Raw genomic sequence first — 21,377 nt, 5'->3', positions numbered from 1 at the left:
CTTAGACACCACTATTTTCCCAGTTCAGAGCACCCTTTCCCTGATTAACACGCCAGCCCGACAGGCCCGCCATGAAAACCCCGGGCTAGTTTCTCACCAAGCCAAGCCTGACGGATCCGGCCCTTGTTCGCACTCCTCACCCTTCTGCGGCGGGAGTGACGAACAAGGGCCGGATCTCCTACTGCTGGTGCTGATCGGCTAGCCGGAGATTCCCTCGCGGCCGTCTTCTTCGCGGCCGGTCAGGCGTCGGCGGAACGTGGTGTCTTCGGCAGGGGTGATTTCGTGTAAGGGAGTGGGCGGGCCGGGCGGCTTCCCGGTCTTTGGATCGGGGCTGTCCTGGAGCTCGTGAAAGGTCAGGTTTGAGGCGCTCTTCGCGGGAATTCCTCTGTTACACCAGCCGTTGTTCCACGCTGTGGTACACGAAGCGAACCTAGTAATGGTCGAAAGACCGGCTCTCCTGCCTCAGGACAATCACGTGCTTGATGGACTGCTTGATTCCGGGCGGGTGCGTGTCCTGCCGCCCGTTGCGGGGCCCGCTCTGCGCGCTATTCGTTCCCGGAAGCACGCAGAGCAGACCCCGCAACGGACCTTTAGCCCGCTTCGGTGATCCGGAAGGCCAGCGTCCGCGCTTCCGGGCGCAAGGCGTAGTCCGGCCAGACGTCCGGCCCGCACGCCCTGGACCCGAGCCCGTGCTGGGCAGCATCGAGGTACAAGTAGCTGCCCTTGCTGGCCGGCAACTCGTGCGGGTGCGCTGCAGCTGAGATCTCCTGCGCTGTGTGCCGGGAGAGCGTGAAGCCGGGCAGCCGGCCGCGGGAATCCGTGACGGCCTCCAGTCGCAGCCAGGAAGCGCCATGGTTCTGCAGGTCCAATTTGCGGACAGCGCTTCGGTGGCCCGTTTCCTGTGGCTTGGCGTAATTTACGGAAAGCTCGTCGATGCCCGCCGAGTAGCTGCCCACAAGGGTCGCGTGCATGCTGTCCGGATAGGACTCGCGGGGTCCGGCGCCGAACCAGGACGCACCGTCCACTGACCCCGGCAGGTCGAAGCGCACCCCTACCCGCGGCCAGATGATGTCCCATCCCGCGCTCGGGACGATGTCCAGGCGGAGCCAAAGTTCGCCCTCGGACAGTTGCCAGGTCTCCTCCACAGAGACCCAACGTGCGGCGTCGGCGGCGGCATAGCGGGTCCGGGTCACGACGCAGCTTTCGCTGACAGAAACCCTCTCCACCCGGGCTGTAATTCGGTCCAAACCGGCATCCCTCCACACCTTTTCCATTGAAGGTGCGGCCACGCCGTCGCCATTGTTAAGCCAAGGATCGGCGAGATCGTAGCTGCCGCGGCCGGCACCGGCGTCGTTATCCGTGGGAGCACGCCACAACTCGAGCCGCGGCCCGGAAACCGGCAGCCCTGCAAGCGAGACCAGCCGGCCGTCCTCAAAGACCGCGGAGCCCAATGAAGTGGTCCCGGAAGCCGGCGAAGCTGCCCGGCCGGCGGATGCCAGGGGACGGGGAACGGCCAGGCGCGGACGGGATGTGGCCAATTCCAGCTGCGCGGCAGAGATGACATGCCCGGCTTCGGTCCATCCCGTGTCCTTGCGGAGTGCCACCTCCACGGTGAGCCACTGCTCGCCAACACCCGGGCCTGCTTCCAGGAAATCAAGCTCCGGCAATTCGATCAGCGCTGATTCCCCTGCGGCAAGCGGGACGCCGGCTGAAGTGGTGACGTCGAGCTCGCCCGAAGTGGCTGCTACGCCATCCACTTCCGTCCTCCAACGCAGTACGACGTCGGACGCATCGGCCGTGTGCCTCAGGTTGGCGATCGAGACGAAGCGGCGCGTGCCGCCGTCGTGGGCTTCAGTTGAGAAGCCCAAGCGCAGGGGAGCGACGATCTGCTTGTACTCGAAAAGCCCCGGGCTTGGCGTGGAGTCGGAGAGGACCATGCCGTCCATGACGAAGTTGCCGTCGTGGACAACCTCATCGAAGTCGCCGCCGTACGCGAAGAACTCCGTGCCATCGGAGGTGGTGGTGCGGATGCCGTGGTCCCGCCACTCCCAGACGAAGCCGCCGTGCAGCCTTGGGTAGCGGTCCACCAGGTCCTCGTATTGGTCGATCGCTCCCGGGCCGTTGCCCATGGCGTGGACGTACTCGCAGAGGATGAAAGGTTTGGTGCGCTGCCGTGCGGACTCCGCCGCTGAGCATCCGAGCAGAAGCGAGCCGGAATCGTCCCGGCCAATCGCCTCGGTCTCAGGAACCGAGGAGTACATCCGTGAGTAGATATCCGTATACGCCCCGGTGTAGTCGCCTTCGTAGTGGACTGGCCGGCTGCTGTCCCGGGCATGCGCCCACGCGGACATCGCTGCGAGGTTGGCGCCTGTCCCGGCCTCGTTGCCCAGTGACCATATGACGATGGAAGGGTGGTTCTTGTCCCGCTCCACGGTGCGCTCCATGCGGTCCACATAGGCTTCGCGCCAAGCTGGGTCGTCGCTCGGATTGCCCGCCCAGCCGTGCCGTTCGAAGCCGTGCGTCTCGAGGTCGCACTCAAGAATCACCCAGAAACCCATTTCGTCGGCGATATCCAGCAGACGGGGATGCGGTGGGTAGTGACTGGTGCGGATGGCGTTGACGTTGAACTGTTTCATCAACGCGAGGTCGGCGCGGGCAAAGTCTTCGTCGAACACGCGTCCGCGGTCAGGATGCGTCTCATGCCGGTTCACGCCATGGAACACCACGCGGCGGCCGTTCACCAGGAACTGATCGCCCTTGATCTCCACCGTACGGAAACCGAGGCGCAGTGAAATAGCCTCTCCCGAGCTTTGCACCGTTGCGTTGTAAAGGCGCGGAACCTCTGCGGACCAGGGTTCGACGCCGGTGATCGCCACCGGGGCGACGTCGGAAGGGGAGTACCAGACGACGTCGACGTCCAGTTCCGGAACTGACAGCCGAACGGGGTAGGCTGCCTGGTCCGCGGTGATCTCGGGGTCGATGGTGCCTGAGCCCGCGGCGTAGGACGTACGCAACCAGACGTCGTCGATTCCCTTCTTGGGACGGGCTTGAAGGGTGACGTCGCGGAAGATGCCCGGCATCCACCACTGGTCCTGGTCTTCCACGTAGCTCGAAGCCGACCATTGATGGACCCGGACAGCCAGTACGTTGTGTCCGGGCCGCGCGGCCTCGGTGACGTCGAATTCCTGGGCCAGCCGACTACCTGTCCCCACACCGATTTCGCTGCCGTTGAGCCATACCTTGTAACGGGATTCGACGCCGTCGAACCTCAGCACGATGCGCTCGGCTTCACTCCAGTCCGCGGGCAGATGGAAGGTGCGGCGGTAATCACCGGTGGGGTTCTCGTCCGGGACGTGGGGTGCGTCGGTAGGGAAGGGGAACTGGACGTTGGTGTAGATGGGGCGCCCGTATTGGCCACCACCCTCCAGGACCCAGTGGGCCGGAACCGGGATCTGGTCCCAACCGGAGTCGTCCAAGGTCACTTCGGCCACGCCGTCGATAGCCTCGCCCACGGGAAGGACGCCCCGCCCGCCGGGGGTCCCGGGTGCGCCGGGGAGAAGACGGAAACGCCACTGGCCATTCAGGGAAAGCGTGGGAGCATCGGTGTGAAGCCAGGAGCGGGCCGGGAGTCTCCTGCCCGTGCCGGGGCCGGTGTCAGTGATGTAATTGGTGGGGTTAATCATTATTTGACGGCTCCTTCTGTCAGCCCGCCACGCCAGAAGCGCTGCAGGACAACCATGGCGATGCTGAGCGGAATGATGGAAAGCAACACCCCGCCTGTGGTCAGTTCGTAGAATTCGGGCAGGCGGTCAACCTGGCTTAGCCAGTTGTTCAGCCCGAGCGTGATGGGGTACAGCTCGGAGTCGGACAGCATGACAAGCGGCAGGAAGTAGTTGTTCCAAATGCCCACAAGCTGGAACAGGAACACGGTGACCAGTGCCGGCGTCAGCACCTTGAGTCCGATGGTGTGGAAGATCCGGAGCTCTCCGGCGCCGTCGATCCTGGCAGCCTCTATCAGCGAGGTATCCACAGTGGCTTGGGCATAAATACGGCAGAGGAACAGGCCGAATGGGGAGACCAAGGATGGGAGCAGGACACTCCAATAAGTGTTCGCCAAGCCCATCTGGCTAAACAGCAGGAAGAGCGGCAAGGCGGTGGCCGTACCGGGAACCAGCACGCCGCCCAAAATGGTGCCGAACACCAGGTTGCGGCCCTTGAACTCGTACTTGGCCAAGGCATAGCCACCGGCTGCTGCAAAGTAGGTGGCCAGGAGCGCGCCGATGCCGGCATAGATGGCCGAGTTCAGGAACCAGCGGCCAAAAATGCCGTTGTCGTAACTGACCACGCGGCCGATGTTCTCCCACAAAGAGAAGGTTGGGGCGAACCAGAAACCGTTGGTGGAGAAGAGATCGGCGGTGGACTTGGTGGAGGCAACGAACACCCAGTACACGGGAATCAGGAAGTACAAGGCCACCACCACCAACAGTGCGGTGACGATGATAGTGGATGACCGACGTCGTCCGGCTGAGCGGTCCGGGCCTGCCGCAGCTTTGCTGCGAACGGCGGTGGTGGTGGGCTTCGTGGCGGTGGCTGTCATGAGGACTTCCTGTTCGTCAGTGCAAGGAAGGCGAAGGAAAGGGCAAAGGCGGCCACGGCGATGATGACCGACTGGGCGGCTGCGACGTTGTAGTCGTTGTAGGCGAAGGCAGTTGTGTAGGCGCTGAGGTTCGGCGTGTACTGGCTGTCGATGGCCGGAGCCACCGTTTTGAGGACCTGCGCCTCAGCGAAGAGCTGCAGGGTTCCGATGATGGAGAACACCGTGGTGAGCATGAGGGCCGGGCGGATCAGGGGAAGCTGGATGCTTCGGGCCACGCGCCACGTGGAGGCGCCATCAACCTTGGCAGCCTCGTAAAGTTCAACCGGAATGGCTTTCAGCTGCGCCACGATGATCAGCACGTTGTAGCCCGTGTAGCTCCACGTAACGATGTTCGCGATGGACCACAGCACGCTGTTCGCCCCGAGGAAGTCCGGTGTCAGGCCAACAATCTTGGCGACATCGAACAAGGGGCTAAGCCCGGGGACGTACAGGAAGGACCACAGGATGGTGGCGATGACACCCGGGACGCCGTAGGGGAGGAAGTAGGCGGCGCGGAAGAAGCCCGGCCATTTTGCCGAGGCGGATTCGAGCATGAGGGCCAACACGGTGCAGAGCACGATCATGACCGGCACCTGCACTATGCCGAACAGCAACATTCGGCCGATGGATGCGACGAAGCTGCCGTCCGCCAGGGCCTGGGCGTAGTTGCTGAAGCCGGCGAACTCACTGGTCACCCCGGCCTCACCGAAGAGCCCGCTGCGGGTCACCTTGGTGAAGCTGGACATGATGGCCACAACGATGGGCAGCAGGAAAGTGAGGACGAAAAGCCCCAGGAACGGTGCAAGCAGGAGCCAGGGAGCGCGGGCGGCGGCGCCGTTTCGCTTGCCTGGGCGGCTCGGAGGGGCGGGCTGCTTCACGGTGGGTGCGGTGCGGGTGGTGGTCATGCCGTTTCCTTCCGGATGCTGAGGCCCTTGTTCTTGAAAACGGTCATGATCTGTTGTTCGGAAGCCGCAACGGAATCAACCAGTGAGGTCCCGAAAGCCTTCTTGCGGAAACCGTCGCTGAGGATGTTGAAGGACTGCTGCGTTATAGGCCACCAGGACCAGTCCGGGTTCTGCTGTTGGGTAGCGGGGACGAAGACTTCCTCGTTGTAGCGTTGGCCACCGAAGAACGCCGACGGTTGTTGCCGATCCGTGCCGATGAAGTCGGGGTTGGGTGACCAACCGATGCCGCTGTTCTTGATTTGGGCGTCGATGCCCTCTTTGGACGTGGTCAGCCACACCGCGAACTCGAGTGCTTCTTTGGGGTGCTTACTGTTTGCCAGGACTGCAGCCGTGGAACCGCCGAGGTAGCTTGAGCCGAAGCCTGTATCGCCCCAGGTGGGCATCGGTGCTGCGCGCCACTTTCCTTCGGAACCACTGACACCCTGAACCAGGGCATCGCCCCAGCTGCCTGTGATGGTCGAGGCAATCCCACCTTTGCCGGCAGCGGCAAACCAGCCCGGGGAAAAGGCGCCGTACGCGGTGGTGACGAGGTCCTCGTCGATCGCTTTGTCGAAGAAACGCGCGGTGTTGAGCGTGGCGTCGTCGGTCATGTTGATGACCCAGCCATTTTCCTCCGGGCGCAACCACTGTGCGCCGGCCTGCCCTGCGAAAGAGGCAAACGGCGAGGCATCGCTGATGGGGAAACAGTCCAGGTAGCTGTCCACGGAGCGAAGTTCAGCGGCCAGCGAAGCCCAATCGTCCCAGGTCTTCGGAGCGACTCCGCCCACCTTGTCCAGGACGGCCGGTTGGTAGAACATGCCCATGGGGCCGGCGTCCTGGGGGATGCCGTAAACACCCCCGGTGTAGCTGACTTGTTTCCACAAGGTGGGGTCGTACAAGTGGGCGTGGTCGTTAGCGCCGTAGCGGCTCAGATCCACCAGGCCATTTACCAGCATGAACTCCGGAATGGACCGGAACTCCACCTGGGCCAGGTCCGGTCCGCCTCCTGCTGCAAGGGCCGAGTAGAGCTTCTGGTATCCGCCGTTGTTACCGCCCGGAATCCACACCACGTCCACTTGGATGTTGGGGTTGGTTGAATTCCAGACGTCGGCGACCTTCTGGAAATCCTTGAGCCAAGCCCAATAGCTCAGGCGTACGGGTTCGCCGGGGGCGGGCGGGATGGTTGGAGCAGCGTTAACGGACTGCATTCCTGGAGTAGCGCACCCGGTCAGCAGGCCCATGGCTGCTGTTCCCAGGCCTGCGCCCAGGAGTTGTCTTCGCGTGAATCGGGTCATAAGCCTTCACCTCTTCGTGTCAGGTTGACGATGACGCGGGCTTGGATTCGTAGGTTCAGCCGCGGCAAGTGTGACCACGGTAACAGAAAATTCGAGTGGGTACTCGAATTTCATGATTCAGCCGTAACACGCATGTACACTGGCTAGCCATGACCACAAAGGACGTGGGCCGCGCAGCGCGGCGGGGCCCCTACGCGAAATCCGAAGAACGGCGCAGGACCATCCTGGACGCTGCCCATGAGGTGTTTGCTGCCCACGGCTATCGCGGTGGATCGTTGCAGGGCGTGGCCGACCGGGTGGGGTTGAGCCAAACCAGCCTGCTGCACTATTTCCCGTCCAAACGAGATCTGCTGATGGCAGTCCTGGAGCGACGTGACGAAATAACCGGAGGTGCCTTCCCGGACGACATGGAAGAAGGCCTGGTGGACTCGGTAATCCGGACGGCGCTCTTCAACGAGAACATCCCGGGTGTGGTTGAGCTGTACATCGTCTTGTGCGCCGAATCCGTCACCGATTCCCATCCCGGCCGGGTTTACTTCACCGAACGTTTCGAACGCCTGCGCAAGAGCTACGCCCTTCGCTTTGCCGAGCTGGCTGCCCAGGGCAGGCTGCGGCCAGGCGTTGACCCTGAGTTGGCTGCCATGTCCCTGGTTGCCCTGTGGGACGGGCTGCAGACCCAATGGCTGCTGGCCCCGGACGAGGTGGATGTGGTCAAGGGCCTCCGCGGCTACTTCAACCTGGTGGTCCTCCCGGACCCCGAACCCTCATCTGCTTGGGAGGGTTAGCCGCGAAACGCCCCGATGCCCGTGATGTGTTGGCCGAGGATCAGGGTATGGACTTCGTCCGTGCCCTCGTAGGTCCGCACCGACTCCAGGTTGTTGGCGTGCCGCAGCGGTGAGTAATCCAAGGTGACGCCGTTACCGCCCAGGATAGTGCGGGCCTCGCGGGCGATCTTGATGGCCTCGCGAACGTTGTTCAGTTTGCCCAAGGAAATCTGCTGGGGCTGGAGGTGGCCCGCGTCCTTCAAACGGCCCAAATGCAGGGCCAACATGGTTCCTTTCTGGATTTCCACCAGCATGTTCACCAGCTTCTCCTGAGTCAGCTGGTAGCCGGCCAACGGACGACCGAACTGGAGTCGGTTTCCGGCGTACTCCAATGCAGCTTCGTAGGAGTCGCGGGCAGCTCCCATGGCACCCCACGCGATACCGTAGCGCGCCTCGTTCAGGCACGAGAACGGTCCCCGAAGCCCCAGCGCCCCCGGGAGGATGGCCTCAGGACCCAGCCGCACGCCGTCGAACTTTACATCGCACTGAACCGAAGCCCGCATGGAGAGCTTCGGCTCTATGGGCGTCGCGGTCACACCCGGCGTTCCGGCGGGAACAAGGAAGCCCCGGATCCCGTCCTCGGTGTTGGCCCACACCACCATGACGTCGGCGATCGAGGCGAGGCCGATCCAGCGCTTGGACCCATCCAAGACCCAGCCGTCATCCGTTTCGCGGGCAAAGGTGGTCATGGATGACGGATCCGAGCCCGCCGTCGGCTCCGTCAGGGCGAAGCATCCGATCAACTCCCCGGCAGCCATCCGAGGCAGCCACTGCTCTTTCTGCGCCTCCGAACCCCACTTATGGATCGCCGTCATGGCAAGGGAGCCCTGCACCGAGACGAACGTGCGGACCCCCGAGTCGCCGGCTTCCAGTTCCATCGCTGCAAGGCCATATTCGACGGCGGTCCTCCCGGGACAGCCGTAACCCTCCAAGTGCATCCCCAGGACACCTAGCTCGCCCAACTCAGGGGCGAGCTCCCGTGGGAAATGAGCGTCCTCATACCAGCGCGCGATGTTCGGGCGGATCCGTTGCGCGGTGTAGTCGCGGACCCGATCACGGAGGGCCAGCTCGTCCGCAGTCAGCAGGGAATCGAGGGCAAGGACGTCTGAGGTGTTCGTCATTGAATCGCTCATTCCAGCATCCTAGGCGGCTGTCCTTGCGGGAGGGAGCGCAGCCTACTCGCCGCGGACTGCCCCGGCCCCGGCCCGCTCACCCGTGAAATAGCCTCGGGTGGAGGGTGCGAAACGGCAAACGACGGCCAGAACGACGCCCAGGGCCAGCAGCAACACGCCGCTGACGAACGCCCCGCCGATGCCGAAGATCTGTGTGTCGCCGTAGGCCGGGTCCCACATCTGGACCGCCGAAATGAAGAACGCGACCGTGAGGGACAGCGCACCCAGGAAGGGCAGGATGCCGCGGAACCACAGGTTCCTGGCGGAATCCCGGAGCGTGGAGCGGAAGAACCACACACAGGAGAAGCCGGTCAGTGCGTAGTAAAACGCGATGAACAGGCTGATGGCACTGATCGAGTCCGAAAGCAGGTTTTCGCTCAGGAAGCTCATGGCCACGTAATACACCACGGCCACCGCGCCCATCACCTGAGTGGAGAAGCCCGGGGTCATGAAACGTTCGTGGACCTTGCCAAACCGGGGTGGAAGGGCGCCGTGGACACCCATGGACAGGGTTCCGCGGGCGGTCGGGAGGATGGTGGTTTGTGTGGAGGACAAGACGGAAGCCAGCACCGCCACGATGATCAGCCAGCCCCAAGGACCCAGCACAACATCTTTCATGGCCAGGAAGACGTCGTCCTGGTTCGCTTCGTTGCCCAGCCCGATACCGTCGGTACCGATCGTTGCGTACATCATGACCAAAAGGGCCACTGAAACGTAGATCGCTACCAGGACCGAGGCCGAGATCACGGCGCCGCGGCCGGGGGTCTTGGCCGGGTTTTCCGTCTCTTCGTTCAGCGCCAGGCACGTGTCCCAGCCCCAATAGATGAACAGGGCGAGCAGCACTCCGTGGACCACGGCGCCGGGGTCGGCAAAGGCGCCGGCAGGGTTGAACCATTCGAAGTCGAAGGGCTGTCCTTCAGGCGCTCCACCGGCGATCCGGAAGACGATGGCCACAGCGAAGATGCCCAACGAGATGTACTGGATGTAGGTCAGGGTGCGTTGGACGTGCTCGCCAAGCCGGATGCCACGATGGTTCACGTAGGTCATGAACACGATGAACAGCACGCCGGTAGCCGTCACCAGCCAGGTGTTCTCGGCCAACGAACCGTCACCGATCAGCAGCCACAGGTACTTGCCGGCAATTTGCGCCAGGTTGGCCAACACCACAACGCCTGCGAGGGCCACGCCCCAGCCACCCAGCCAGCCCGCCCACGGCCCGAAGGCTTTGCGCGCCCAGAAGAACGTAGTGCCGCAGTCGGGCATGGCGCTGTTGAGCTCACGGAACGCGTAGGCAATAAACAGCACCGGGATGAAGCCGAGGATCAGGATCAGGGGAGTGTAGTTGCCGTTGACGGCAACAATGAGGCCCAGCGTGGCCGCCAGCGAGTAGACGGGTGCGGTGGACGCAAGGCCCAGCATGACGGAGTCGCCAAGGTCCAGGATCCCGGCGTGGAGGCCTTTGGAAGGTACGACGGCGGTCCGGTCGCCGCCCGCTGAGCCGCCACCCGGCGTCGAAATTTCAGTGCTCATAGTGCAGCTCCGTAGGAAGTAGCAGGGGGCGCGATGGGCGCCGGGGCGTCGATGGTGTTGGGGACAAAGCGGCAGAAGTAGTCCGTGATGGGTCCGTCGGATTCGCGGATGCCACAGCCCACGGATTCGCCGTCCACTACCCACAGACCCAGGACTGGATGGTTTCCGTCAAAGTCGGGCAGGGAATGGTACTGCTGGAAGCACCAGCCTTCGCGCCCGTAACCGCCGGGCTGCTGGATCTCGATGCCCGGGGCGTGGATGCGGATGTTGTCACCCTCACGGCCGTGCAGCGGCTTGGCCACCCATTCCTTCAGGGGACCCGGATCGCCGAGGTAAGCGGGAAGAAGGTTCTCGTGGTTGGGATACAGGTGCCATAAAGCAGCCAGCAAGGCCTTGTTGGACAGCAGCATCTTCCATGCCGGCTCAACCCAGCGGGGGTTGTGGGCGCGCTGGAGGAGGCGGTGCCCGAATGGCTCCTTCATCATCAGTTCCCACGGGTACAGCTTGAACATGGTGCTGATCATGAAGTTGTCCAGGTCCACGAACCTGTTCAGGTTGGGATCCCAGCCAATGTCCGACATATTGATGCCGATGGTGGTCCACCCGCCCTGGCTCGCAACATCGCGCATGTAAGCGGCAGTCATCCAGTCCTCGCCGGATTCCTCCGCCTCCGAGTGGGCAACATGCAGGGTGCTCATGCCGGTGCGGAACTGGAGTTTCTTCCACTGCCGGATCAAGGCCTCATGGATTCCGTTCCACTGGTCCTTCTCCGGGAAAACATCCTGAAGCCAGAACCATTGCGCCACGGAAGCTTCGATCAGGCCGGTGGGGGTATCGGCGTTGTACTCCAGCATTTTTGCCGGGCCGCCCTTGCCGTCATAGATGAAGTCGAAGCGACCGTAAATATCCATGTCCGCCGCCAGCAGCGACTCGCCGGCGAGTTCCAGTGCCTGTTGACCGATGCCGATATCTCCCATAGCGCCGGTGGCCAGGTATTTCGCGGCCTCCAAGCACATCAGGTGCATGTCCTCGGCGGTCTTCTCGAGGGTTTCCACCTCGTCCATGGTGAATTCGTAGTAGGCAGATTCGTTCCAGTATTCGATCTTGCGGCCATCGGGCATGGTGGTAGTGGAAAATACCAAGCCCTGTTCCTCGATCTTCTGCTTCCAGTCCGGCCGTGGCTCGGAGGGGAGTCGACGCACGCCTAGCCTCCCGAGCTTCCGCCGCTTTTGGAGCTGCTGCCAAAGCCGCCGCGGCTGACCGTGCCGCCCTTGGTGCTGTACCCCTTGGAAGTCTTCGCATCCGTGGGCACATTCTTTGTATAGCTCGGGTAGGAGCTTCGGTTTTGCCCTATGGCGGGCACACTGGCTCCCCGCGAGTAGAAGTACCAGGCGTAGACGGCGGAGCTGCGTCCCGCCGAACTGCTGTTGTCGCATTGGTTGTCGTCAACGCGTTCGCCTGTTTCCTCGTTGAAACAGACCTGGGCGTAGTCCGCTTCCTTCTCGTTACTGGCCACGATCGCCGTGATGGTTCCAGCGAGGAGGGCAGTTACGCCCAAGCCAACCACCACGGTGCGGCGCTGCGAGCGCTTCTTCTTCTTGGCTGCCTCGGCCTCACCGCGTTCGCGTTCTTTGGCGAAGGGGTCAAGCACGGGGAGGGGCTGGCCGGGCAGGGGCGCTCCAGCTCCGGTTGGGGTTGCCCCTGCGGGTGTCTTCTTCCTCTTGCCGGTACTGCCTTGGCCGGGGCTGCCTTGGCCGCTGCCTTGCGCAGGGCCGTTCTCCAAGGGCGTGAACAGCTCCGGGTGCAGCTCGGGCTTGGGAACCTGCCAGGGAGGAGGCTTCGGCTGGTTATTCGCCGCCTCGAAGTCGCCGTTGTTGTCCCTGCTGCCGCCATTGTTGCCGGCTGCGTCAGGGCTGTCTTTCGGGCCCATGTGTATCCCCCTGGATAGACCGTTGTAGTGTCCGGCGCCACGCCGGACCAGAATGCTCAGAGCAAGCCTAGTCCTTGTGCGCGGCGCAGGCACGGGTGACAGCCGTAAATGGGGACAACTCCCCACCGGCGGAACCATGTAAGGATGTAGCCATGGCGGGACCTGAAGCACACAGCAACGGCGACGACGGCGTGCTGCTGAGGCTTCCGCCGGTTCGAGGCATCGGCACCGGCCGGGTTATTACGGGCCTGGTGCTGGCTGTCCTGTTGCCGCCCGGCATCGAACTCCTGGTCACCATCTTCGGTTTCCGCAACTTCGCCATGATCATGCTGTTGCAGCTCGCCGTAGCTGTTGCGGTGGCGGCCATCGGGGGTTTGTGGCCGGCCGTGGTGGCCGCGGTGCTGGGCAGCTTCCTCCTTAACTACTTCTCCGCCGATCCCGTTGGTTCACTCTCCATCGCTGATCCCACCACGTTGTTCACGTTGGTGGTTTTCCTTGCGGTGGCCTGTGGCGTTGCGCTCGCAGTGGGCCTCGCCAGCCGCCGCGCCCAGGAGGCAGCGCGCTCCGGGGCGGAGGCCACGGCCCTCAGTGAGCTCGCCCTGCGCATCCTTAGCTCAGATGGAAGCCTGGAATCTTTCCTTGAGAAAGTGCGCAGCAACCTGGGCATGGAGGCCGTGACGCTGCTGGGTTCATCAGGGCAAGGTTTGCCAAACGGCGCGCAGCCCGAATGGCGTGTCCTGGCCAGTGCCGGGCCGAATCCGCCGGTGACCCATGCCGCCGCCGACCATGCCGCCGTCGTCGATCCCCACTACACCCTGTTGCTGCGCGGCGGTCAGTTGTCTGCCCAACATCAACGGATGCTGGCTGCGTTCGGGGCTTTCGTGGTGGCTGTCCGGGAGCGGCAGCAGTTGGTGAAGAGCCGGCGGGATAACGTCAGGTTGGCCGAGGGCAACAAGATGCGGACGTCCATCCTTCGTGCTGTGTCGCATGACCTCCGGACGCCGTTGGCCGGAATCAAGCTCGCTGTCAGCAGCCTGCGCCAGGAAGATGTGAATTTCCCGCCGGATGTTGAGCGCGAGTTGCTGGAGACCATCGAGGACTATGCGGACCGACTGGACCACTTGGTGGACAATCTCCTGGACATGTCACGGATCACGGCGGACGCGGTCAATCCGCTGTTGACCGGGATTGTGTGGGCTGAGGTGTTGCCGGAGGCGCTTCGGGGAATCCCGAGGGAGCGCCTGCGCAATGAACTGCCGCCCAATCTTCCCCCAGTGCAGGCCGACGCCGGAATGCTCGAGAGGGTGGTGGCCAACATCGTGGAGAATGCGGTGAAGTATGCGCCGGACTCCGATGTCGTCCTGACTGCGCGCGCAGGTGCCGGCATCACCGTGGGGGACCGGCCGGCCAGCGAACTGAGGATCGTCGATCACGGCAGGGGAGTAGGGCATAAGGAAGTGGTGGACATTTTCCAGCCGTTCCAGCGCTTTGGCGATTCGCCGTCACCCGCGCCCGGCGGCGGTACCGGCGCCGGTGGCGGGATCGGCCTGGGACTGGCTGTGGCGAAGGGGTTCAGTGAGGCCATGGGCGGAAGGCTCGCAGCGGAGCCGACGCCGGGTGGCGGCTTGACCATGGTAGTCACCTTGCCGCTGTGGACCGGCGGCCCGCAATGACGCTGGTGCTGATCGTCGAGGACGAAGCCCGTATTGCCAGGGCCATGCAGATCACCCTCCAGGCCCATGGCTACCAGGCGTTGACTGTGGGAACCGGCGCGGACGCCCTGAAAGCTGCTGCCAAGCAGCCCGTGGAAATCGTGGTGCTGGATCTCGGCCTGCCGGACATGGACGGCGTGGAGATCATTCGTCGCATCCGCGGTTGGAGCAGCATGCCCATCGTTGTTTTGTCCGCCCGGCACGCCTCGGAGGACAAAGTTGAAGCGCTCGACGCCGGTGCGGACGACTACGTGACCAAGCCGTTCGGTTTGGATGAGCTGCTGGCGCGGCTTCGGGTGGCTTCGCGGCGGGTGGTGACCGGACGCGAGGAACCAACACTGGCCACCGCGGACTTCATGGTTGACATGGCGGGCAAAAAGATCCTCAAGGATGGCGCGGAAGTGCGTCTGACGCCCACGGAATGGAACATCCTCGAGTTGCTGGTTCGCAACAAGGGGAAACTGGTGAGCCAGCAGCAGATCCTCACGCAGGTCTGGGGCCAGGCGTATGCGAAGGAAACGCAGTACCTGCGTGTCTATATAGCGCAGCTGAGGCGAAAGCTTGAGCGGGATCCGGCCGAGCCACGGCACCTGCACACCGAAGCCGGCATGGGCTACCGGTTTGATCCTTAAACCCGGCCCCATCCTGGCTTTGCCCTCCGTACACTGGTGTCCATGAACACCGCGTCCCTCCTTGCCGTCTGCCGTGTCCACCAGTTGCTTCCCGACCCCCAAGGGAGTGTGGGAGTCACTGGCATGGACAAACGCCCGGTTGAGGGGCCGGTCAAGGTTCATAAGCTTGGGCTTCACGGGGATGTGCAGGCGAACCGGCTGGATCACGGCGGGGAAGACCAGGCCCTGTACGCGTATTCGCAGGCGGACGCGGACTACTGGTCGCATGAGTTGCAGCGCGAGCTGCCGGCGGGTCTTTTCGGAGAGAACCTGCGCGTGACAGGAATCGAAACCACCGGGGCCGTCATTGGCGAACGCTGGAAGATCGGCTTGGACGTGGAGCTGGAAGTCACGTCCCCTCGCGTCCCGTGCGCCACCTTCCAACGGGTGATCGGCGAGCCCCAGTGGGTGAAGCGATTCTCCCAGGCCGGTCGGGTTGGAACCTACCTCCGGGTAATCAAGACAGGCACCATTTCCGCAGGCGACCACATCCACCGCACCTTCGTCCCCAAACACGGCATCACGGTGGGCCAGTGGTTCAGCGGGCCCAGCCCCGAACTGGTGCAGATCCTGCTGGACGCCGATGCCGACGGGGAGATCCGTTTGCAGGAGGACTACCACCCGGTTTTTGAAAAGGTACTGCGGAGAAACGGGCTCTAGAGCTTCAGCGGGGGAGCCTTGCAGCCTTGTGTGAACAAGCTCACCCGGACTTCGCAGACTTCCAAGTCGCGGTGATGGGCCTCTGTGCCCTACACTGGAAATATCCCCCACTCCGGAAATCCCTTTATCCTGCCCAATTCTTGAGGCAGGACTGGTAAGTGTTGGGGCCCGCAAATGTGTGCGGGCATTTTCATAGGGAGAGCCGGCTAAAGAAAACGCTGTACAGACTGCTGGGATAGCAGCCAAGAGATGCAGCGGGAAGTCCTGCCATGGGATTGCGATAGCGCCGGACTTCTTGCGAAAGCAGGGCACCTTTTCCTGTTTTTCGCGACGAGTAATGCGGCCAGCCCAACCGGGTCGCGCCGACTGCCCTATGGATGAGGAATTTCCCCCTATGACCGAAAATCTCAACGAAAACTTCGACGCCACCACCGCTGAGTCCGCTGATGTAGCAGAGACCTCCGCTCCCGCCGAAGCTGAAGCACCGGCTGCTGCCGCTGCCCCCGTCGAGACCGCTGCAGCTGAGACTGCAGCCCCCGCCTTCACCGAAGCTCCTGCCCCCAAGGCAGAAGAAGAGGAAGAAGAAGGCATCCGCTTCGTCGATCTTGGCATCGACGGACGCGTCCTGGCCGCCCTGCAGGACGTCGGCTACGAAAAGCCGTCCCCCATCCAGGCAGCCACCATTCCGCTGCTCCTTGAAGGCCGCGACGTCGTTGGCCTCGCCCAGACAGGTACCGGCAAGACCGCAGCTTTTGCTGTTCCTGCGCTGTCCCGCCTGGCTGAACTCCATGATCTCAACGGCCCGTCCCGCAAGACCCAGGCCCTGGTCCTGGCTCCGACGCGTGAACTGGCCCTCCAGGTTGCGGAGGCATTCACCTCCTACGCCAAGCACATTGACGATTTCACTGTCCTGCCGGTGTACGGTGGCTCGGCTTACGGCCCTCAGCTCGCCGGCTTGCGCCGCGGTGCACAGGTTGTTGTCGGTACCCCCGGCCGCGTGATCGACCACATCGCCAAGGGTTCCCTGGACCTGTCCGAACTCCAGTACCTGGTCCTGGACGAAGCTGACGAAATGCTGCGCATGGGCTTTGCCGATGACGTAGAGCAGATCTTCCAGCAGACTCCGGAAACCCGCCAGGTTGCGCTGTTCTCCGCCACCATGCCGGGCCAGATCCGCCGCATGTCCAAGCAGTACCTGAACAACCCGGCCGAGATCTCGGTGAAGTCCAAGACCACCACCGGCGCCAACACCAAGCAGCGCTACCTTCAGGTCATGGGCCCGCACAAGCTCGATGCCCTGACCCGCATCCTCGAGGTTGAAGAGTTCGACGGCGTCATCGCCTTCGTGCGTACCAAGATGGCTACCGAGGACCTGGCTGACAAGCTCAAGGCCCGCGGTTTCCAGGCTGCCGCCATCAACGGCGACATCCCGCAGCAGCAGCGCGAACGCACTGTTGACGCGTTGAAGGAAGGTCGCATCGACATCCTGGTTGCTACCGACGTCGCGGCCCGTGGCCTTGACGTTGAGCGCATCAGCCACGTGATCAACTACGACATCCCCCACGACACCGAGTCCTACGTGCACCGCATTGGCCGTACGGGCCGTGCAGGCCGTTCCGGCGATGCCATCCTGTTCATGACGCCGCGCGAAAAGTACCTGCTGCGGTCCATCGAAAAGGCCACGCGCCAGCCGGTGGAGCAGATGCACCTGCCTACCGCTGAGACCGTCAACACTCTTCGCCTGGGCAAGTTCGCCGAGCGCATCACCGAGACCCTGGAGTCCGAGGATGTTGCGGCGTTCCGCGACCTCATCTCCTCCTACGAGGAAGAGCACAACGTTCCGGCTTCGGAAATCGCTGCAGCACTGGCCGTCATGGCCCAGGGTGGACAGCCGCTGCTGGTCAAGGAATTGCCCGCAGCTCCTGAGTACCAGAAGCGCGAGCGCTCCAAGGACGGCTTCGGTTCCCGTGGCCCGACCCGTGCGCTGACCGAGGGCAACGCTACCTACCGGATTTCCGTGGGTCGCCGCCAGCGCGTCATGCCGGGCTCCATCGTTGGCGCCATTGCCAACGAAGGCGGCATTTCCTCCGCACAGATCGGCGGGATCGACATCCGCTCGGACCACTCCCTGGTGGAGCTCCCGGCAGACCTTAGCCCCGAGCAGTTGCGCGCACTGTCCCGCACCCGCATCGGTGGCGAGCTGATCAACCTCGAGCTGGATAACGGCCGCAGGCCCAGCGGTGACCGTGGCAGCTACCAGGGTGGTGGCGCTGGTGGACGTGGTGGCTATGGCGACCGCGAAAACCGTGGCGGCGGAAACTTCAAGGGCGCCGGTGGCTTCAAGAAGGACTTCCGCAAGTCCGACGGCGAGCGTACCTCCGCTGACCGTGGCGGCCGCTCCTACAGCGACCGCTCCGAGCGCACCGCAGGCAGCTTCGGCGACCGCGATCGCGGCCAGGCCAGTGGTTCACGCTTCGGCGGTCACGGCGACGGCGCACGCAAGCCCCGCAGTGGCGGCGAAGGCGGACACCGCGATTTCAACCGCAAGGGTAAGTGGTAAACACTGCCAGTGGTAATCACTAAGTAGTTCCCGTCAGGGGGTCGGCTTTCGAGCCGGCCCCTTGACGCGTTTAACGCCTCGCACCCGGGCTTGTTCGTTGTGCCGGGCGTTGTGCGGCGGGGATATCGAACAGGAGCGGGTTCCATGGGGCATCACGCCGCCGTACCATCGAGGCAACGGTGAACGAAAGCAGGAGCCGTAGGCAGAGACAGGATGGTGCTCCATGGGATTGCTGGACAACGTGAAGAAGAATCTGGGCTTCGGTGGCAAGGGCGCTGACGAAGGAAAAGCAGCAGCCCCGGAGGACCGGAGTGTGGGGGACCGGAGTGCGGCGAGCCAGGCCGCGGCGGATGCTGCCGCCGTCGAGGTTTCCGCTGCCGACAGGGCCTCCGCGCAAGCTGCTGCCGCGCAGGCTGCACAGCAGCAGGCAGCTGCGGACGCCGCAGCGGCCCAGGAGGCCGAGCAGGAGGGCTTGGAACCTGACGCCCCGGAAGTCCAGCCGCAGGCGCAGGAGGCCGCCTCTGAGGCCGCTGCAGCGACAGGGCAGCCTGGGCCGGTGGCGCCGAGGGTCACGGAGGTTGTGGTGGAGCAGGGTGACACGATGAGCGGCATCGCTGCGCAGTACGGCGTGGACTTGGGAGCCTTGATCGCTACCAACGCGGACACTGTGCCAAATCCGGACCGGATCTACCCTGGACAGGTGCTCCGTCTGCCCTGATGCCAGCCGAGTGTCGGCCCAGCAGCTCCGTCACCCTGGCCGCTGAGGCAGACCAGCCTTTGTCACCTGAGGCCCTGGAAGGAGCTGATAGGCGCATGAGCGGATTTGGAGGCAGCAACCAGGGAAACGGGCGTGAACAGTCTCCGCGCGCTCTCGATCCGGCACGCTGTGGCAGAAAGACCCTGCCGCCGTCAGGACAATAGCCGCAGCAATCCGAAGCGCTTCCGAGTCTGCAGCACACAAACCGACAATCTAAGCATCGGGGTCTTCCCCTGAGGGCAAATTAGTCAGACCGAACAGTTAGGCTGGCGTCGCGTTAGTTAGTTGCCGATGAGGGGGGAAACCAGTGACTGTGTCTGATTTTGATGAGTTGTTCGTGGAGGAGATCCCTGACTATACCGATGTAGAGGGTCTTCCTACGGATGGGTACACAGTGATCAGGGTGGTGACCGGGCCGTTGAGTGTGCCGGTTCTCCGGAAGAGGATTATAGACCGGATTGAGTGCTTGGACGCTCTCCTTGAAAAGGAAAAGGCCGGCGGTCAACCAGCCGGGCTCGCGGTAGATGACTACAGCACGATGAATCCTTCTTCGGGGATCTTCGGCGCCGCCTTGCTTGAGAGCATGGATGCCCTGATCCGTGAGGGGGCAGAGGCATATTTCGTGGACGAAGGATGGGGCTCTGAAATAAAGATGGATGGGGTGTCTTTCCAACCGGGACTTGCCGAGGGTCCTGACGGCCCGGAAACGCATCTCACCTTGTTCGCCGACAAGGCACGTGTACGCGCGATCGTTGAGTCAGGAAAGCTCGACACGAATAAACTGGACATCAAGATCACCCGTCCTGTTGGCGATATCCCATGGATAACAGAGGACCGTATAGAAGAGATCTTCCGCGCAAATGTGGGTCGTCTTCTGATGGAGGCCGCTATCGAGCCCATTAGACGTAGTGCAGATGAAAGGCGCAGTGCTGAAGAAAGGTTATGACCTGAGGCATGACCGGCCAGTTGGGCTTGCGCCCAACATGCAAAAGGCGTTCCGAAGGGGGACGTACTGCAGAACTCACCATAGGGGGACAGTTAGGACTTGAAGGGCTATAGGAAGCTCAAGATCGTGGCAATATCCGTGCTGGGCCTCCTGGTCCTGACGCTGGTCTACCTGCTGTTGACGACGGAATGGATGGCGCCTTCAGCGCTGACGGTCAACTGCGCGGTCGTCTTGGGGGTGCTGGCCAAGTTTCTGACGTGGTGGCTGAATGTGTCCAAGTACGCGGAAAAGCCGGAGCGGCTGCCCATGGCGACTCCCCGTTTGATGACGTTCGTCTGCATGATGTTCGTGCTCGCTCTGACCCCCGGCATCTGGACAGGAGTCCTTTGGGCTTTCAACACGAGCGGAGGCAGCTGGAGCCCTTTGGTGGTCTTCTGTTTCATCGTTGCACTGCTCGGGTCGCTCTGCGCCCTGTATGAGTTGCTGTTGTGCTTCTACTACCTGGTCTTTCCGTGGGGAAAGCGTGGCCGTCAGGTAGCCCCTGACATGGCTGGCGTTTAGAAGCTTCGCAGCTGAGTCTCAGCGGACTAACGCAGCGCTTAGGAGCTGGCCCGAGACACCGGCGGGGTCGACGGATCTAGCCGGCTGGGCAAAATATGGATCAGGAAACAGGTGTCTTCGCAAATTGTGTCGGCGCCGTTTTCCCGCGGATTTTCCCCGATTTGTAGCTTCTGAAAACGTCCGGTAGAGTATTTACTCGTTGCCCCCCTAGCTCAGTGGTAGAGCGCGTTCTTGGTAAGAACGAGGTCACCGGATCGATTCCGGTGGGGGGCTCTGGATGAGGGCCTGTGTCAAGGCGGTTTTGACCGGCTTGACACAGGTTTTTCTCATTCGTGGCGGTGTAGCTCAGTTGGTTAGAGCGCACGACTCATAATCGTGAGGCCGGGAGATCGAGCCTCCCCACCGCTACAGAGATTATCCCCGGGAAACCGGGGATTTTTTCGTATCCGGGATGATTTACCAGAGGGGTTACTGTAGCTACTACTGTGGCTACGCGCCACACTCGGCCACACTTTGACTCATACCGACAGAAGGCGACTGAGACTCTTCTCACTCTGGCAGCATCCCGGGCATTCTCTTTCCCCATTGGATGACTCGTAACCACTCTGGGCAGCGGTTGTACTCGTCGATGTCCCACTCTGAGTTCGTGACCGGCCGGACGTCGTCCTTGGGTAGCCAGGCTGTCAGGCTCACTTTGTCGTCGTCGTACCACTGCACGCTGATCTGGGTCTGGTTCCAGTGCTTCGCTTCGGCATAGACAGCAACCGTCCCGCCAGCCTTCAGCGGCACTAGGGCGTGCACTTTGGGGTAGTGCCCCCACTCCCACGATTTGACCTCTTCCACGGGCCCCATGCGCTCGGGGTGAACAAACTCATACGTGACGCCATCAAGGAGGAACGACGTCGGCGGGAGGATCGGCATCCCACCATCATGTCAAGCGAAATAGGATGGTCGGGTGGAAGTAACTATTGCCTATGAGACCGCAGCGGGGGAACCCGGATCCGTGAGTGCGGTGAAGCCAACCTACGCGGAAGCTCTCGCCGCTGCCCGCGAGCTCATCCCGGAAGGTTGCCAGGCGCTCAACATTCGAACAGCCGAGTAACGACAAAAGAGCCCCACCCTCTGATGAGGATGGGGCTCTGTTACGCAGGGGAAGATAACCGGTCTTATGTTGCCCTT

At 62.8% G+C, this 21,377-nt stretch carries 18 protein-coding genes and 2 tRNA genes; 11 read left to right on the top strand and 9 right to left on the bottom strand.

Annotated features, from left to right (window positions below):
* Window positions 1-590: 590 nt before the first annotated feature.
* From ACLRGI_RS22615 to ACLRGI_RS22600, 4 genes are read right to left on the bottom strand one after another with little or no spacing between them, the layout of a single operon-like run.
* Window positions 591-3,683, bottom strand: coding sequence for a glycoside hydrolase family 2 TIM barrel-domain containing protein (locus tag ACLRGI_RS22615; RefSeq protein WP_419203693.1), 3,093 nt, complete (start codon window positions 3,681-3,683; stop codon window positions 591-593).
* Window positions 3,683-4,597: a carbohydrate ABC transporter permease gene (locus ACLRGI_RS22610; protein WP_419203692.1), complete on the bottom strand. Its 915-nt coding sequence runs from the start codon at window positions 4,595-4,597 to the stop codon at window positions 3,683-3,685. Before ACLRGI_RS22610 ends, ACLRGI_RS22615 begins: the two co-directional genes overlap by 1 nt.
* Window positions 4,594-5,541 carry a carbohydrate ABC transporter permease gene (locus ACLRGI_RS22605; RefSeq protein ID WP_419203691.1) on the bottom strand — a complete coding sequence of 316 codons (948 nt, stop codon included), beginning with the start codon at window positions 5,539-5,541 and terminating at the stop codon, window positions 4,594-4,596. The genes ACLRGI_RS22610 and ACLRGI_RS22605 overlap by 4 nt, the downstream gene beginning before the upstream one ends.
* Window positions 5,538-6,875, bottom strand: coding sequence for an ABC transporter substrate-binding protein (locus tag ACLRGI_RS22600; RefSeq protein ID WP_419203690.1), 1,338 nt, complete (start codon window positions 6,873-6,875; stop codon window positions 5,538-5,540). Before ACLRGI_RS22600 ends, ACLRGI_RS22605 begins: the two co-directional genes overlap by 4 nt.
* A gap of 149 nt (window positions 6,876-7,024) precedes the next feature.
* Here ACLRGI_RS22600 and ACLRGI_RS22595 point away from each other — a divergent pair, with 149 nt between their 5' ends.
* The gene (locus ACLRGI_RS22595; protein WP_419203689.1) at window positions 7,025-7,660 is read left to right on the top strand and encodes a TetR/AcrR family transcriptional regulator; all 636 of its coding nucleotides are present in this window, start codon (window positions 7,025-7,027) and stop codon (window positions 7,658-7,660) included.
* Here the strand turns inward: ACLRGI_RS22595 and ACLRGI_RS22590 are convergent.
* Genes ACLRGI_RS22590 through ACLRGI_RS22575 form a run of 4 tightly spaced genes read right to left on the bottom strand, consistent with a single transcriptional unit; the run spans window position 7,657 to window position 12,331 of the window.
* Window positions 7,657-8,832 (bottom strand): acyl-CoA dehydrogenase family protein, encoded by a 1,176-nt coding sequence (locus ACLRGI_RS22590; RefSeq protein WP_419203688.1) that lies wholly within the window; start codon window positions 8,830-8,832, stop codon window positions 7,657-7,659. The genes ACLRGI_RS22595 and ACLRGI_RS22590 overlap by 4 nt on opposite strands.
* Before the next feature lie 42 nt (window positions 8,833-8,874).
* Window positions 8,875-10,401, bottom strand: a complete 1,527-nt coding sequence (locus ACLRGI_RS22585; RefSeq protein WP_419203687.1) for an APC family permease — start codon at window positions 10,399-10,401, stop codon at window positions 8,875-8,877.
* The gene (locus ACLRGI_RS22580; protein WP_419203686.1) at window positions 10,398-11,603 is read right to left on the bottom strand and encodes a glutathionylspermidine synthase family protein; all 1,206 of its coding nucleotides are present in this window, start codon (window positions 11,601-11,603) and stop codon (window positions 10,398-10,400) included. Before ACLRGI_RS22580 ends, ACLRGI_RS22585 begins: the two co-directional genes overlap by 4 nt.
* A gap of 2 nt (window positions 11,604-11,605) precedes the next feature.
* Window positions 11,606-12,331 (bottom strand): Tat pathway signal protein, encoded by a 726-nt coding sequence (locus ACLRGI_RS22575; RefSeq protein WP_419203685.1) that lies wholly within the window; start codon window positions 12,329-12,331, stop codon window positions 11,606-11,608.
* A 152-nt stretch (window positions 12,332-12,483) separates the two neighbouring features.
* Here ACLRGI_RS22575 and ACLRGI_RS22570 point away from each other — a divergent pair, with 152 nt between their 5' ends.
* The 9 genes from ACLRGI_RS22570 (at window position 12,484) to ACLRGI_RS22530 (ending at window position 20,606) form a co-directional block, all read left to right on the top strand.
* Window positions 12,484-14,004 (top strand): sensor histidine kinase, encoded by a 1,521-nt coding sequence (locus ACLRGI_RS22570; protein ID WP_419203684.1) that lies wholly within the window; start codon window positions 12,484-12,486, stop codon window positions 14,002-14,004.
* Entirely contained in the window at window positions 14,001-14,675 is a 675-nt protein-coding gene (locus ACLRGI_RS22565) for a response regulator (RefSeq protein WP_419203694.1), read from the top strand. Before ACLRGI_RS22570 ends, ACLRGI_RS22565 begins: the two co-directional genes overlap by 4 nt.
* A 42-nt stretch (window positions 14,676-14,717) precedes the next feature.
* Window positions 14,718-15,374 (top strand): MOSC domain-containing protein, encoded by a 657-nt coding sequence (locus ACLRGI_RS22560; protein ID WP_419203683.1) that lies wholly within the window; start codon window positions 14,718-14,720, stop codon window positions 15,372-15,374.
* 394 nt (window positions 15,375-15,768) lie between these two features.
* Window positions 15,769-17,934, top strand: a complete 2,166-nt coding sequence (locus ACLRGI_RS22555; RefSeq protein WP_419203682.1) for a DEAD/DEAH box helicase — start codon at window positions 15,769-15,771, stop codon at window positions 17,932-17,934.
* Between the two features lie 223 nt (window positions 17,935-18,157).
* The gene (locus tag ACLRGI_RS22550; protein WP_419203681.1) at window positions 18,158-18,652 is read left to right on the top strand and encodes a LysM peptidoglycan-binding domain-containing protein; all 495 of its coding nucleotides are present in this window, start codon (window positions 18,158-18,160) and stop codon (window positions 18,650-18,652) included.
* 346 nt (window positions 18,653-18,998) lie between these two features.
* Entirely contained in the window at window positions 18,999-19,637 is a 639-nt protein-coding gene (locus tag ACLRGI_RS22545; protein ID WP_419203680.1) for a hypothetical protein, read from the top strand.
* A 99-nt stretch (window positions 19,638-19,736) separates the two neighbouring features.
* Window positions 19,737-20,198 (top strand): hypothetical protein, encoded by a 462-nt coding sequence (locus ACLRGI_RS22540; RefSeq protein ID WP_419203679.1) that lies wholly within the window; start codon window positions 19,737-19,739, stop codon window positions 20,196-20,198.
* A gap of 201 nt (window positions 20,199-20,399) precedes the next feature.
* Window positions 20,400-20,471, top strand: a tRNA-Thr gene (locus ACLRGI_RS22535).
* Between the two features lie 61 nt (window positions 20,472-20,532).
* Window positions 20,533-20,606, top strand: a tRNA-Met gene (locus tag ACLRGI_RS22530).
* A gap of 141 nt (window positions 20,607-20,747) precedes the next feature.
* Here ACLRGI_RS22530 and ACLRGI_RS22525 read toward each other — a convergent pair.
* Entirely contained in the window at window positions 20,748-21,119 is a 372-nt protein-coding gene (locus tag ACLRGI_RS22525) for a hypothetical protein (RefSeq protein WP_419203678.1), read from the bottom strand.
* Window positions 21,120-21,153: 34 nt separating this feature from the next.
* On the opposite strand from ACLRGI_RS22525, the gene ACLRGI_RS22520 reads away from it, so the two are divergent.
* Window positions 21,154-21,300 carry a hypothetical protein gene (locus ACLRGI_RS22520; RefSeq protein WP_419203677.1) on the top strand — a complete coding sequence of 49 codons (147 nt, stop codon included), beginning with the start codon at window positions 21,154-21,156 and terminating at the stop codon, window positions 21,298-21,300.
* Window positions 21,301-21,377 lie beyond the last annotated feature (77 nt).

Origin of the sequence: Paenarthrobacter sp. PPS72 (assembly GCF_048537125.1) — a bacterium.
Lineage (GTDB): Bacteria > Actinomycetota > Actinomycetes > Actinomycetales > Micrococcaceae > Arthrobacter > Arthrobacter nitroguajacolicus_E.
Note: the sequence above shows the minus strand (reverse complement) of the source record. Positions and strands in the feature narration are given on the sequence as shown.